This window comes from Mesobacillus maritimus (assembly GCF_044803185.1).
GTDB lineage: Bacteria > Bacillota > Bacilli > Bacillales > Cytobacillaceae > Mesobacillus_B > Mesobacillus_B maritimus_B.
This window is the reverse complement of the sequence record NZ_CP085225.1, coordinates 4,315,938-4,329,512: the sequence shown is the minus strand read 5'-3', so window position 1 is coordinate 4,329,512 and position 13,575 is coordinate 4,315,938. Positions and strand designations below refer to the sequence as shown.

The following is a 13,575-nucleotide window of genomic DNA, read 5'->3' as shown; positions in this document are numbered from 1 at the left end:
GAGGAAAGTTGTTTGCAAACTACTTCAATTATGATTAAGGATTATCCGCAAAATGAGCGCCCTCGAGAAAGGTTTATTCTCAACGGGGCGCAAAGTTTATCGAATCATGAACTTGTTGCGATTCTTTTAGGAACCGGAACGAAAGAGGAATCAGTGTTGCAGCTTGCTAACAGACTGCTAGCAGAGTTTGAGGGCTTACGATTATTAAAAGATGCAACGCTAGAAGAGCTAACCGCGATTAAGGGAATTGGCCGTGCGAAAGCGATTCACCTTCTAGCAGCTGTCGAAATTGGAAGACGACTTGCTAGCCATACCCATGAAGATCGGTATGTGATTCGCTCACCTGAGGACGGCGCGAAATATTTAATGAATGATATGAAGTATCTCTCACAAGAACACTTTGTATGCCTGTATTTGAATACGAAGAATCAAATCTTTCATCGCCAGACCATTTTTATCGGTAGCTTAAATGCCTCAATCGTCCACCCCAGGGAGGTTTATCGCGAAGCAGTTCGTCGTTCGGCTGCTTCGATTATTTGTGCACATAATCATCCTAGCGGTGACGCTTCGCCAAGTCGAGAAGATATTGAAGTGACGAAGCGTCTTGTTGAATGTGGAAAAATGCTGGGAATTGATCTGCTAGACCACTTAATTATTGGTGATAATAAATTTGTTAGTCTCAAGGAAAAAGGCTATGTTTGAGACTAGGATTTTAATTACCGTTACGCTATAATATATCTTATGGTTTTTACTAGAGGATGAGTGTGTTCATCTAAAAATGGCCTAAAATACGACATCATTGTGAACATAGATAAAATGATTTTTAAATGCATTTTTGTTAAGAAAGGGAGATACAACCATGCTAGGAATTGGGACTAGAGACCTAGGAATTGACCTAGGGACCGCTAATACACTGATTTATGTAAAAGGAAAAGGAATCGTCCTAAGGGAGCCATCTGTTGTGGCATTCCAAACGGATACAAAATCGATTGTTGCCGTGGGGAATGACGCGAAAAACATGATTGGCCGTACCCCGGGGAATGTTGTTGCCCTTCGCCCAATGAAAGACGGCGTCATCGCTGATTATGAAACAACGGAAACGATGATGAAGTATTACATTAAGCAAGCAACGAGAAATAAAGGCTGGTTCGCCGGCAAGCCATACGTTATGGTTTGTGTGCCATCAGGAATTACTGCGGTTGAAGAGCGTGCCGTTGTTGACGCAACTCGTCAAGCTGGTGCCCGCGATGCGTTTACCATTGAAGAACCGTTTGCGGCAGCGATTGGTGCCAACCTCCCAGTATGGGAGCCAACAGGAAGCATGGTTGTTGACATTGGTGGAGGAACAACCGAAGTCGCGATTATTTCCCTAGGAGGAATTGTCACTTCACAATCCATTCGAGTCGCTGGCGATGAAATGGATGATGCAATCATTAACTATATTCGTAAAAACTATAATTTAATGATTGGGGAGCGCACCGCAGAAGCCATCAAAATGGAAGTAGGTGCTGCTGGTGACCCGGAAGGCATTGAGAACATGGAAATCCGAGGTCGCGATTTATTAACCGGTCTACCGAAAACAATTGAGATTACTGCTGAAGAGATTATGGGAGCCCTTCATGATACGGTGTACTCCATTGTTGATGCGGTTAAATTGACACTTGAAAACACTCCACCTGAACTTGCGGCCGATATTATGGACCGTGGGATTGTCTTAACAGGTGGTGGAGCATTGCTTCGTAACCTAGACAAAGTCATTGCCGAAGAAACAAAAATGCCTGTCCTCATTGCCGAAGATCCACTAGACTGCGTCGCAATTGGTACAGGTAAAGCACTTGATAATATCGCATTATTTAAAAACAGAGCAAAAGAATCTAGATAACTAGAAAAGCGGAAGCGCCTTGTCCAGGGGCTTATGACCCGAGCCCCTAGGCGCTGGAGCTGGACAACACGAAAAGCGAAGTCCACTAGTTGCTGGGGGCTGGAGCTAGACAATAAATATTGAAGGAAGTGCCTTGACATCTTCTGGTTGGACAAGGCATTTCCTCCTAATTATGAAATTGATTTTATTTTTTATAGAAATTTGGGGTGTAACGGATGCCACAGTTTTTTCTGAATAAACGCCTGATCATCTTGCTTGTGAGCATTATTATCCTCGTGGCATTGATTGGATTTTCGATAAGAGACCGAGCGAATTTGAGCTGGCCGGAGAAATTTGTGAAAGATACGACTGGCTGGGTTCAGTCACTCGTTGCAACGCCGACACAATATGTAGTCGGTATTTTTGAGAGCATTAAAGACTTGCAAAATACATATGAAGAAAACAAAGAATTGAAGAAACATCTCGAAGACATGGCACGTCTTGAGGCTCAGGTGTACGCACTTGAACAAGAGAACGCTGAGCTTACCGAGATTTTGGAAATAGAAGGATCGATTGGCGATTATGATCCGATGCAGGCGACAGTGATATCACGAAGCCCTGACCGGCTTTGGCATGAGATGGTGATTGTGAATAAGGGTTCGTCTCACGGGGTAGAAAAAAATATGGCCGTGATGACGGCACGTGGATTAATCGGGAAGGTCAAAAGTACCACACCATTTACATCAACCATTCAACTTTTGAGTGCGCTTGATCCAACAAATCGTATTTCTGCAGCCTTACAGGGAGATAAGAAGCTCTTTGGTACGATTGAAGGCTATGATAAAGAAAATGAATGGCTTTTATTAAAAGGTTTGCCTGTCGATGCAGATATAAAAGAAGAGGAAATGGTCGTAACTTCCGGGCTTGGTGGCGTCTTTCCTGGCGATGTGCCAATTGGAAAGGTTATTGAAGTTGTTCCCGACCAATTTGGATTGAATCAAACCGCCTATATAAAACCAGAAGCTGATTTTTATAATATCAGTCATGTGATGATTTTAACGAGAGGCATGACGATTCCAAAAGAGGTAGAAGAAGAAACAGTAGATGAAGAAAGTGAGGGGGATGACCTGTGAAACGGTTTTTAGTTCCCCTTCTTCTTGCATTTCTGTTCGTCCTTGAAGGATTATTTACCCAACTATTCCCGGCTGATATTTTTAATGGAAATTATATCTTTGTCCCAAGGATTTTGATTATCGCCATCTTTTTTCTAACGATCTATGGCAGTGTAAAACATGGAATTATTTATGGATTCGTGTTCGGGTTGCTGTTTGATATGGTGTATACTGAAATTATCGGCATTTATTTCTTTCTTTTTCCATTATCTGCTTTTCTATTTTGGAAAATGATGAAGGTTATTCAAACGAATATTGTGTTTGTTTCGCTTGTCAGTTTGATCTGTGTTGCTTTTCTTGAGGCCGCTGTTTACGTGATGAACCTGTTGATTCATATTACTAGTATAAATTATTCTAGCTTTACGGAAATTCGCCTTGTTCCAACCCTAGCATTGAATCTTATCCTTGTCATACTTGCTGCGTATCCGCTTAAACGACAATTTGAAAGATTTGCTGAGGCTTTACGGAATGATTGATAGGCCATAGTTACTGTGAATATTGATGTAATTATCGCGGGCCCAAGACGATGGTCCTAACGAGTTTTTTAATAGAAAAATCATTCTGCCGTTATTCTAAAAAAGGAATTTGCAAGCCGATGTCGAATTTCTTTTATCATTGAGGTGAACATCTTGTATGAAAAAGACACAAAATGTGACAATTAAAGGAACTAAAGACGGATTGACACTCCATCTCGATGATACATGCTCTTATACGGAGCTGAAACAGGAGTTAGATCGTAAGCTATCCAACTCGAGCCGAGTCCAGGAGGAAAATAAACTACTAACCGTAAAGGTAAAAGTCGGCAATCGCTACTTGTCTGAAGAGCAGAAGGAGGAGCTAAAGGATTTAGTCCGCCAGAAGCGAAACCTTATTGTTGATGATATTGAGACAAATGTCCTAACAAAGGAAGAGGCGGAACGGGCGAAGCGAGAGGGAGAAATTGTCTCCATCGCACGGGTAATCCGTTCAGGTCAGGTGGTTGAAGTATTAGGTGATTTGCTTTTAATTGGCGATGTAAATCCTGGTGGTACCATAAAAGCGAGTGGGAATATTTTTGTTATGGGTACTTTAAAGGGTATAGCCCATGCAGGTTGTGAGGGGAATGACGAGGCCGTTATTGCAGCGTCGGTCATGAAACCATCTCAGCTGCGAATTAGTGACTGCATTAATCGTGCTCCAGACCAAAACTCCGATGAGGATGGAAAGTCAATGGAGTGTGCGTATATATCCGAAAATCACCAAATAATTGTTGATAGATTACAAGCATTGATCCAGCAAAGACCAAATTTAACTAGATTCGAAGGAGGCCGCTAGAGTGGGAGAAGCAATTGTAATAACATCTGGAAAAGGCGGGGTAGGTAAGACAACAACTTCAGCCAATATTGGGACAGCTTTGGCCCTTCAAGGTAAAAGAGTCTGTCTTGTTGATACTGATATAGGCCTACGTAACTTAGACGTAGTGATGGGACTCGAGAACCGGATTATCTATGATTTGGTTGATGTGATTCAGGGTAGATGCAAAATCCATCAAGCACTTGTTAAGGATAAGCGTTTCGAGGACAAGCTTTATTTGCTGCCTGCTGCGCAAACGACGGATAAAACAGCCGTTGAGCCAGAACAAATGAAAAAGCTGATTGACGATTTAAAACAAGATTATGATTATATTATTATTGATTGCCCAGCGGGAATTGAGCAAGGCTATAAGAATGCCGTTGCTGGTGCAGATAAGGCGATTGTGGTAACAACGCCTGAGGCATCGGCTGTGCGTGATGCAGACCGAATTATTGGTCTTCTAGAAAAAGAAGAGGGCATTGAACCACCGAAGCTAGTCATCAATCGAATTCGTAGCCATATGATAGAATCAAAAGGCATGATGGATATCGATGAAGTTACAACGCATCTATCAATTGATTTGATTGGGATTGTCGCTGATGATGATGAAGTCATTAAAGCTTCAAACCATGGACAGCCAATTGCCTTAAATCCAGACAACAAAGCATCCATCGCCTACCGCAACATCGCCCGCCGAATTCTCGGTGAATCCGTGCCATTGCAGCATTTGGATAATCAAGAAAAAGGCATGTTTACAAAGATCAAGCGATTCTTTGGAGTGCGTTAAGAGTGTTATTTATAGATTTGAATTGATTAAACCCTGGAGAGTTATTTCTGGGGTTTTTTGTTGTTTTCTATTACTAAATGTAATCAGGAAAACCGCTCAATGCCCATGATAGGATGAAGAAGATGAGTATGGGAACTGAGGGTACTCCTCAATGCCCATAGTCGAGGCGGGAAGAAGAGTATGGGAACTGAGGGTACTCCTTAATGCCCATAGTCGAGGAGGGAAGAAGAGTATGGGAACTGAGAGTACTCCTCAATGCCCATAGTGGAGGAGGGAGGAAGAGTATGGGAACTGAAGGTACTCCTCAATGCCCATAGTCGAGGAGTGAAGAAGAGTATGGGAACTGAGGGTACTCCTTAATGCCCATAGTCTCGAGGAGGGAAGAAGAGTATGGGAACTGAGAGTACTCCTCAATGCCCATAGTCGAGGAGGGAAGAGGAGTATGGGAACTGAGAGTACTCCTCAATGCCCGTAGTGGAGGAGGGAGGAAGAGTATGGGAACTGAAGGTACTCCTCAATGCCCATAGTCGAGGAGGGAGGAAGAGTATGGGAACTGAAGGTACTCCTCAATACCCATAGTCGAGGAGGGAAGAGGAGTATGGGAACTGAGGGTACTCCTCAATGCCCATAGTCGAGGAGGGAAGAGGAGTATGGGAACTGAAGGTACTCCTCAATGCCCATAGTCGAGGATTGAAGAGGAGTATGGGAACTGAAGGTGCTCCTCAATGCCCATAGTCGAGGAGTGAAGAAGAGTATGGGAACTGAAGGTACTCCTCAATGCTCATAGTCGAGGAGTGAAGAGGAGTATGGGAACTGAAGGTACTCCTCAATGCTCATAGTGGAGGAGTGAAGAAGAGTATGGGAACTGAGAGCTCACTTCAATGCCCATAGTTGAGGAAGGAAGAAGAGTATAGTTATTTAATGAGGATTGCGCTAGTTGACCATAGTATGGGTTAATACTAAAGTATGCCATTGGAGTGATGGAAAAGTTCTTAAATGCTAATGACCGATATTCAGAAAAAGCATTAATAGGTGCCATTGGTGCCCCTAAGTCCTGAGGGAACCCCTGGGAAAGGTAACTAATAAGCCATTCCTATGCTTCCCTCTATTAAACTTCCCATCACTCACCTCCTCTACTAACAATCCTTCCAATCGCCACTCATTAATTTTGGCATACTTGTCCTTCCACCCTCATATATTGTACAAACTGTCCAATCAAAGGAATGGTGGGGTAACATGGGGTCAAGAGCTGATGATATCCGGAAGAGAATTGAAAAACGCAAGCGGGAAAGAGATCGGATGGAGAAAAGGTCCAATCCGGTGACTCGGACGAGTCTGCCTGAAACAGAGGAGCTTTATGGGTTTGACAAGCTCCCGTCGTATGATGCAGGTCCAGGGGACGGCAATCATCCATTGTTTAAGAAGGAAGTTTTTATGCTAAAAATTCTTGCTTCTGCTTGTCTCGTCCTGATTGTGGCAATCCTGTTTCGTAGTGATACGGAGCGGGCGGAGCCGATTAAAAACTTTGTGACGAACACAATGGAAACAGATTTTCAATTTGCTGCTGTCTCTGATTGGTATCAAGAGCAATTTGGGAAGCCGCTTGCCCTCCTCCCGATGAAAGAGCAGGAGGCAAAGGTTCCTGACAGCAGTAGCAACACTCATTATGCGCTGCCGGCTTCGGGAAAAATCCTCGAGGACTTTGGCGATAATGGGCAAAGGATTACAATTGAAACAGGCAAGGACGCTCCAGTTGAAGCAATGAATGAGGGACTTGTCCGTTTTGTGGGCACGAAAGAAGGGTTCGGAAAGACAGTCATCATCCAGCATGCGGACAAGAGCGAATCATGGTATGGAAATCTAGCTGATTTTGATGTAAATGTTTATGAGTATATCAGCTCAGGAGTTTCGGTCGGCAAAGCTTCGCCAGCTGCCAACGAAGAAAAAGGTTCCTTTTATTTTGCGATAAAAAAAGGCGATGATTTTATTGATCCCATTGAGGTGATCAAATTTGAATAAAGCGATTAGCCTTTTTTCAAAAATCCATATCCATCCGCTGCTTTGGGTTGTTGTTGCTGTGGCAATTTTAACGGCCCATTTTATCGAGCTGTCTTTATTGCTGCTAATCATTTTTATTCATGAGATGGGCCACGCAGCGGCAGCTTCTTTTTTTTCGTGGAGAATTAAAAAGATTTCCTTGTTGCCGTTCGGTGGTGTGGCCGAGATGGATGAGCATGGCAATCGCTCTCTATATCAAGAGACTATAGTCGTTAGTGCTGGGCCAATTCAGCATCTTTGGATGGCGGCTCTCGCTTATGGTCTCTTTTCAATGGGAGTTATCCCTGAATATTGGTATGACCGGTTTACGGAATTTAACCTAATGGTCTTATTGTTCAATCTTTTGCCTGTATGGCCGCTTGACGGTGGCAAGCTGGTCTTTTTACTATTAAGCCTCCGTAAAGCGTTCCCGCGAGCGCATGTTCAGACCATCTTTTTCTCGGCAGCAGTTCTTGCAATCTTTGCTATATCGATGCTGCTGATTGGTCCTTTTACGCTAAATGTCATCATCATTATCGGATTTCTCGCGTTTTCTCTGTTTTATGAATGGAAGCAGCGGCGCTACGTTTTCATTCGCTTTCTGATGGAAAGGTATTATGGAAATCAAGGGGAGTTCAGGCAGCTAATGCCGATTGAAGTATCTGAGGAGGAGGAAATTACTTCTGTTCTTGAACACTTTCAACGGGGCTGCAAGCATCGGGTGATCGTCAAGAAAAAAGACGGGACAGAGGCGGCGCTTGATGAAAATGAACTCCTTCATGCTTATTTTGCTGAAAAAAATCTCCAAGGTAAAATGGGTGATTTGGTTTACATCTATTAGTGGCGAGAGAATTTGCTTTCTTTTTATAAAAAATAGCATAATGGATAAGCAGGGATTTATATATTCCTGCTTATTTTTATTATAAAAAGTGGGGAACTATATTGAATCGATTAATCATCAATGCGTTAACAAGAGAAAAACGGTTTGCGTTTCTGAAAAATGAAAACCTTGAACGTCTTTACATAGAACAACCGGACCAACAGTCTTTGGTCGGTAATATTTATCTTGGGATCGTTGAAAAAGTAGTGCCAGGAATGAATGCCGCATTTGTCAATTTTGGCGAAGAAAAAAGTGGGTTTCTATTTCGTGATAAATTGCCGTCCTTTGTCCTTGACTCGCGGAGCAAGGAAGAGAAAGCCAATAGAAGCATTTCAAGTTATCTTCATCAAGGCGAGAAATTGCTTGTTCAAGTTGAAAAGGATGCTGCTGGGACCAAGGGTGCAAGACTAACCGCCATCATTGAGATTCAGGGTGACCATTTAATTTATATGCCTGCAGGAAAATACACCGCCGTCTCGAAAAAGATAGCAGAAGCTGAGGTTAAGAAAAAGTGGCGTGCCTTTGGTGAGCAATTGAAGACCGAGGAAGAGGGCATCATTTTTCGAACGTCTGCCGTTTCGCAAGCAGAGGAAACGCTGAAGGAAGAGTTCGAACGATTGCGCCAGGACTATCAGGAACTAGCGCTTCAGGTTAAAAAGAAGAAAAAACCAGGAATTGTGCTGGCGAAGGATTTCTTTTACGAAGAGTTGTTGTCCATGATGAGTAGTCTCAAGTCAGGAGAAGTCATTGCGGATGACCAGTCGCTAAAGAAAAGGCTTGAGGGGAGTGCAGAAAATGATAGCTTAGATATTCGCTATCATCAACAAGCAGAAAACGTTTTTGCTGCTTATGAAGTGGAAAAAGAAATTGAAAGGCTGTTAAAAAGGGTCGTCTGGCTTGATAACGGGGCCTATTTGATTTTTGATGTAGCCGAAGCACTAACGATTATTGATGTGAACACAGGAAGGTTTTCTAGTAAAAATGACTTAAGGGAAACGGTGGTTGCGACGAATAAGCTTGCCGCAGTCGAGATTGCGCGTCAACTTAGGCTTCGAGATCTTGGCGGGATGATTCTGATTGATTTTATCGATATGAAGAATGCTGAGGATAAGGAAGCTGTGATTAAGGTGTTAGAAGCAGCGCTTGCTGAAGACGGTCGGCGAACCAGAATAGCCGGATTAACTGAGCTCGGAATCTTGCAGCTGACAAGGAAAAAGACGAAACTGACGATATCTGAAGCGATGACCACTCATTGCAAGGTGTGCAGTGGCACTGGGAAAGTGTTAAGTGCAGAAACGATGGCTTTCCGTCTTGAACGAGAGTTGTGGGAGCATCGTCAATCAGACTATGAAGCTGCTTTTATTGAGGCAACAGCCGAAGTAATTGAGGTATTCTCAGGCGAAAATGATGTTCATCGATTGCGAGTAGAGGATGCGATAGGGATGAAAATCTTTTTTGCTCCATTACATTCACCTAAGCCTGACTATCATATCCGTCAGCTTGGCACGGTTATTGAGATTTCAACGAAGGGAAATAAATAAAATACTGAATCCCATCAGTTGGGTATTCCCACATTCAATAATCTATGATAAAGTAAGGGATGGATTAACTGAGGTACAGATTAGGATTGACAGAGATAGCATCCTATGATAGTATTTTCATGTTATGTTTGTAGCGCACCCGTGCTACAACCGCACAGACCAGGTCAATAAGCTTTGCTCATGAGCAAACGCCTGCGGATGGCGAGTCTGAGTCTAAGAGGAGGTGCAGTGGAATGTACGCAATTATCGAAACTGGCGGTAAGCAAATTCGTGTTGAAGAAGGACAAGCGATCTTCATCGAAAAGCTTAACGCTGAAGCTGGTGAAACAGTAACTTTTGACAAAGTTCTTTTTGTTGGTGGAGAAAACGTGAAGGTTGGAAGCCCAGTTGTTGAGGGTGCTTCTGTTTCTGCTAAAGTTGAAAAGCAGGGCCGTCAAAAGAAAATCATCGTTTTCAAATACAAAGCGAAGAAGAACTATCGTAAAAAGCAAGGTCATCGTCAGCCATACACTAAAGTTGTTATTGAAAAAATCAACGCTTAAGGTTGGCTCTCAATGATTGACGCTGTGATTTATCGTACACAATCCGGTGCCATTCAATCCTTTGCCATTAGCGGCCATGCATTTTTTGCTGAACGGGGTCAAGATATCGTCTGTGCAGGCGTATCTGCTGTATCTGTTGGCGCAATCAATGCCGTGCATGCCTTAACGGGCATCACTCCTGAGATTACTCATGATGAGGACGGCTTTCTCCGCTGTGCTTTACCGAAAAACCTTTCGGAGAGTGTAAATGAGAAAGTACAACTTCTTCTCGAAGGAATGGTTGTCTCATTGCAGACGATTGAGGAAAATTATCGAGAACACATAAAAATTACCTTCAAAAAGTAGGAGGTGGAATACATGTTATTGAAATTGGATCTTCAATTGTTCGCTTCCAAAAAGGGAGTAGGTTCTACAAAGAACGGACGTGACTCTCAAGCTAAGCGCCTAGGTGCTAAGCGTGCAGATGGTCAGTTTGTATCTGGTGGTTCTATCCTTTACCGTCAACGCGGAACAAAAATTTACCCAGGTGTAAACGTGGGTAAAGGTGGCGACGATACACTATTCGCGAAGGTTGATGGCGTTGTTAAGTTCGAGCGCCTAGGCCGTGACAAGAAGCAAGTAAGTGTTTACCCAGCAGCTCAAGAAGCTTAAGTAAACCAGGAAAACCCTAGCCTATGTGGTTAGGGTTTTCTTTTTTTTATTGTCTGTGTAAAAGGTAATGCTGATATGTACACAGGTTGATTGGAGCGGAAGGCACGAAGACTCCTGCGGGAGTGTAAGGCCAAGGGAGACCCCGCAGGAGCGAAGTGACGAGGAGCTAGACAAGAAGCGACTCGAGGGGCTAGGCGCTGGAGCTGGCCAGGCTCTCCGGCACGCCCGCGAACCGCTCGTGCCTGGAGTGGAAATTAACAACTAAGTTAAAACAACCCTTTTTTATCTATTGAAATTACCAAATCTTGCAGTTCCAACCTAAATTTGCTTACCTTTTCCTACTTTTTTGTTATACTAACAAAAGACAGTTTTCTACGATTAGGGGTAATTTTTTAATGAAAAAAGATTGGGATACCTTAGAGGTATTAAAGCATGCGCGCCATGATTGGCTGAACAAGATCCAATTGATAAAAGGGAACTTATCTTTAAATAAAGTGGACAGGGTGAAAGATATCATCGAAGAGATTATTGTCGAAGCTAGGCAGGAATCCAACCTAACCAATCTGAACCTCCCTCAATTTGCTTCTTCGCTGTTAACCTGCAATTGGGATCAACATTCTTTTCAACTAGATTATGAAGTGACCAAAACGCTCAATATCCACCATCTTGATGACCAACTGCTTGCCAATTGGACAAGTAAGCTATTCGAGACGTTAGATGCATGTATTGAAAAATTTCAGGAAAACCATCTATCCGTGAGTATTCAGGCGGACGAGAAGGAGACCCGTTTCTTTTTTGATTTCAGCGGAATACTAACTGATAAAAGCTCTTTCCTTCGTTTTTTAGAAGAGCCCGTGGGTTCAACGATGAAAATCGAGGTAAGTGCTGTTTCAGAAGAAGAAGTATCGTTTGAGATTTTTACGATTCCTTCACAACGGGTATGATAATACTGAAATCATCCATAAAAATTAACTCAAGACAGGTGGTAATTTAATAAAATGTTTGTCGATCAGGTAAAAATTTATGTTAAGGGCGGCGATGGCGGAAACGGAATGGTCGCCTTCCGCAGAGAAAAATACGTACCAAATGGTGGCCCAGCCGGTGGCGATGGCGGTAGAGGAGCCAACGTAATCTTTGAAGTTGAAGAAGGATTACGCACATTAATGGATTTCCGCTATAAGCGTCATTTTAAGGCGCCTCGTGGAGAACACGGGATGTCAAAGAATCAGCACGGTCGAGGTGCTCAGGACATGATCGTTAAGGTTCCACCGGGTACAGTCGTGTCAGATGCTGCGACGGAGGAAGTCATTGCGGACCTTACCGAGCATGGCCAACGCGCTGTGATTGCCAAAGGTGGTCGCGGCGGACGTGGAAATAGTCGCTTTGCTACACCCGCGAATCCTGCACCAGAATTATCCGAAAACGGAGAACCGGGTCAAGAGAGAGACGTTATCCTTGAGCTGAAATTGCTTGCTGATGTCGGCCTTGTTGGCTTCCCGAGCGTTGGAAAATCAACTTTATTATCGGTTGTTTCTGCAGCGCGTCCGAAAATCGCTGAGTACCATTTTACGACGATTGTTCCGAATCTAGGAATGGTCGAGACGGAAGACAATCGCAGTTTTGTTATGGCGGATTTACCAGGACTTATCGAAGGCGCCCATTCAGGTGTCGGACTTGGTCATCAATTTTTACGCCATATTGAAAGAACAAGAGTTATTGTTCATGTGATTGATATGGCAGCCGTTGAAGGTCGCGACCCTTATGAGGATTATTTAATCATCAATAAGGAACTTGAAGAGTATAATCTTCGTTTAACAGAGCGCCCACAAATCATCGTTGCGAATAAAATGGACATGCCAGAAGCGGCTGAAAATCTTGCTGCTTTTAAAGAAAAGCTAACCGATGATCATCCTGTGTTCCCGATTTCTGCTTTTACAAGGGAAGGCTTGCGTGATTTGTTGTTCTCAATTGCTGATACCATCGAAAAAACACCAGAGTTCCCGCTACTTGAAGAAGTGGAGGACAACCCAGGTGAAAATCGTGTTATCTACAGACATGAAGAGGACACTGACAAGTTTACGATTACAAGGGACCCAGATGGAACGTTTATCATTTCTGGTGAAACAATTGAAAAGCTATTTAAGATGACAAACTTTGCTAGTGAAGAATCCACTCGTAAGTTTGCGCGTCAGATGCGTGGTATGGGGATTGATGATGCTCTTCGTGAACGAGGAGCGAAGGATGGCGATACCGTTCGTATCCTGAAATATGAATTCGAATTTGTTGAATAGTTGAATGAACCACGGGGTGGAGAAATGAAGCTGAACCATTTCGATAAGAAATTTTATCTTGTGAGAGAAGATGTGCTTCCGGAGGCAATGAAAAAGACATTAGATGCCAAGGAAATGATTGAACGGGGAAAGGCCGATTCCGTTTGGGATGCGGTCCAGAAGGTTGATTTAAGCAGAAGTGCTTATTATAAATATCGCGATACTGTTTACCCGTTTCATACTGTTGTAAAAGAGCGGATCATCAGCTTGTTTTTCCATCTTGAGGACCGTTCTGGAACTTTGTCCGAGCTGTTAAGTCTTGTCGCAAAGAGTGGTTGCAATGTGCTGACCATTCACCAAACCATTCCGTTACAGGGACGAGCCAATGTTACCTTGAGTTTAAACATTGGTGATATGAGGGTTGAGATGGATGAATTGCTGACAAGGCTTCGCCAGCTTGAATTTGTTGAAAAAGTAGAAGTACTTGGATCTGGTGCTTAGC

The 13,575-nt window shown here is 43.3% G+C and carries 16 protein-coding genes and 1 other annotated feature; of the genes, 15 read left to right on the top strand and 1 reads right to left on the bottom strand.

The genetic code is table 11. The features are described from left to right. The first annotated feature begins 30 nt into the window (after positions 1-30). The 6 genes from radC to minD all read left to right on the top strand — a co-directional run bounded on the left by radC (position 31) and on the right by minD (position 5,152). A complete protein-coding gene (radC, locus tag LG336_RS21020) occupies positions 31-702 on the top strand; it encodes a DNA repair protein RadC (RefSeq protein ID WP_404333246.1) in 672 nt (223 codons plus the stop codon). 157 nt (positions 703-859) lie between these two features. Next, on the top strand, positions 860-1,882 hold the full coding sequence (locus tag LG336_RS21015) for a rod shape-determining protein (protein WP_404329422.1): 1,023 nt from the start codon (positions 860-862) through the stop codon (positions 1,880-1,882). Between the two features lie 215 nt (positions 1,883-2,097). Then, positions 2,098-2,994 carry a rod shape-determining protein MreC gene (gene mreC, locus LG336_RS21010; protein WP_404329421.1) on the top strand — a complete coding sequence of 299 codons (897 nt, stop codon included), beginning with the start codon at positions 2,098-2,100 and terminating at the stop codon, positions 2,992-2,994. Then, positions 2,991-3,509 carry a rod shape-determining protein MreD gene (gene mreD, locus LG336_RS21005; protein WP_404329420.1) on the top strand — a complete coding sequence of 173 codons (519 nt, stop codon included), beginning with the start codon at positions 2,991-2,993 and terminating at the stop codon, positions 3,507-3,509. The genes mreC and mreD overlap by 4 nt, the downstream gene beginning before the upstream one ends. Before the next feature lie 157 nt (positions 3,510-3,666). Continuing rightward, complete coding sequence (gene minC, locus LG336_RS21000; protein ID WP_404329419.1) at positions 3,667-4,347, top strand: septum site-determining protein MinC; 681 nt, start codon at positions 3,667-3,669, stop codon at positions 4,345-4,347. 1 nt (position 4,348) lies between these two features. Further along, the gene (gene minD, locus LG336_RS20995) at positions 4,349-5,152 is read left to right on the top strand and encodes a septum site-determining protein MinD (RefSeq protein ID WP_404329418.1); all 804 of its coding nucleotides are present in this window, start codon (positions 4,349-4,351) and stop codon (positions 5,150-5,152) included. 826 nt (positions 5,153-5,978) lie between these two features. Here the strand turns inward: minD and LG336_RS20990 are convergent. Further along, positions 5,979-6,191 (bottom strand): hypothetical protein, encoded by a 213-nt coding sequence (locus tag LG336_RS20990; protein ID WP_404329417.1) that lies wholly within the window; start codon positions 6,189-6,191, stop codon positions 5,979-5,981. 197 nt (positions 6,192-6,388) lie between these two features. Here LG336_RS20990 and LG336_RS20985 point away from each other — a divergent pair, with 197 nt between their 5' ends. The 9 genes from LG336_RS20985 to LG336_RS20945 all read left to right on the top strand — a co-directional run bounded on the left by LG336_RS20985 (position 6,389) and on the right by LG336_RS20945 (position 13,574). Continuing rightward, the gene (locus LG336_RS20985) at positions 6,389-7,171 is read left to right on the top strand and encodes a peptidoglycan DD-metalloendopeptidase family protein (protein ID WP_404329416.1); all 783 of its coding nucleotides are present in this window, start codon (positions 6,389-6,391) and stop codon (positions 7,169-7,171) included. After that, on the top strand, positions 7,164-8,030 hold the full coding sequence (locus LG336_RS20980) for a M50 family metallopeptidase (RefSeq protein ID WP_404329415.1): 867 nt from the start codon (positions 7,164-7,166) through the stop codon (positions 8,028-8,030). Before LG336_RS20985 ends, LG336_RS20980 begins: the two co-directional genes overlap by 8 nt. Positions 8,031-8,131: 101 nt before the next feature. After that, positions 8,132-9,610, top strand: a complete 1,479-nt coding sequence (locus LG336_RS20975) for an Rne/Rng family ribonuclease (RefSeq protein WP_404329414.1) — start codon at positions 8,132-8,134, stop codon at positions 9,608-9,610. A 138-nt stretch (positions 9,611-9,748) separates the two neighbouring features. Continuing rightward, positions 9,749-9,829 (top strand) — a sequence feature (ribosomal protein L21 leader region). A gap of 14 nt (positions 9,830-9,843) precedes the next feature. Further along, the gene (gene rplU, locus LG336_RS20970; protein ID WP_404329413.1) at positions 9,844-10,152 is read left to right on the top strand and encodes a 50S ribosomal protein L21; all 309 of its coding nucleotides are present in this window, start codon (positions 9,844-9,846) and stop codon (positions 10,150-10,152) included. A 12-nt stretch (positions 10,153-10,164) separates the two neighbouring features. Beyond that, the gene (locus tag LG336_RS20965; protein WP_404329412.1) at positions 10,165-10,497 is read left to right on the top strand and encodes a ribosomal-processing cysteine protease Prp; all 333 of its coding nucleotides are present in this window, start codon (positions 10,165-10,167) and stop codon (positions 10,495-10,497) included. Between the two features lie 12 nt (positions 10,498-10,509). Then, entirely contained in the window at positions 10,510-10,803 is a 294-nt protein-coding gene (rpmA, locus tag LG336_RS20960; RefSeq protein ID WP_404329411.1) for a 50S ribosomal protein L27, read from the top strand. Positions 10,804-11,198: 395 nt separating this feature from the next. After that, positions 11,199-11,747 (top strand): Spo0B C-terminal domain-containing protein, encoded by a 549-nt coding sequence (locus LG336_RS20955; protein ID WP_404329410.1) that lies wholly within the window; start codon positions 11,199-11,201, stop codon positions 11,745-11,747. Positions 11,748-11,801: 54 nt separating this feature from the next. Next, the gene (gene obgE, locus LG336_RS20950) at positions 11,802-13,094 is read left to right on the top strand and encodes a GTPase ObgE (RefSeq protein WP_404329409.1); all 1,293 of its coding nucleotides are present in this window, start codon (positions 11,802-11,804) and stop codon (positions 13,092-13,094) included. 24 nt (positions 13,095-13,118) lie between these two features. Further along, on the top strand, positions 13,119-13,574 hold the full coding sequence (locus tag LG336_RS20945; RefSeq protein WP_404329408.1) for an ACT domain-containing protein: 456 nt from the start codon (positions 13,119-13,121) through the stop codon (positions 13,572-13,574). Position 13,575 lies beyond the last annotated feature (1 nt).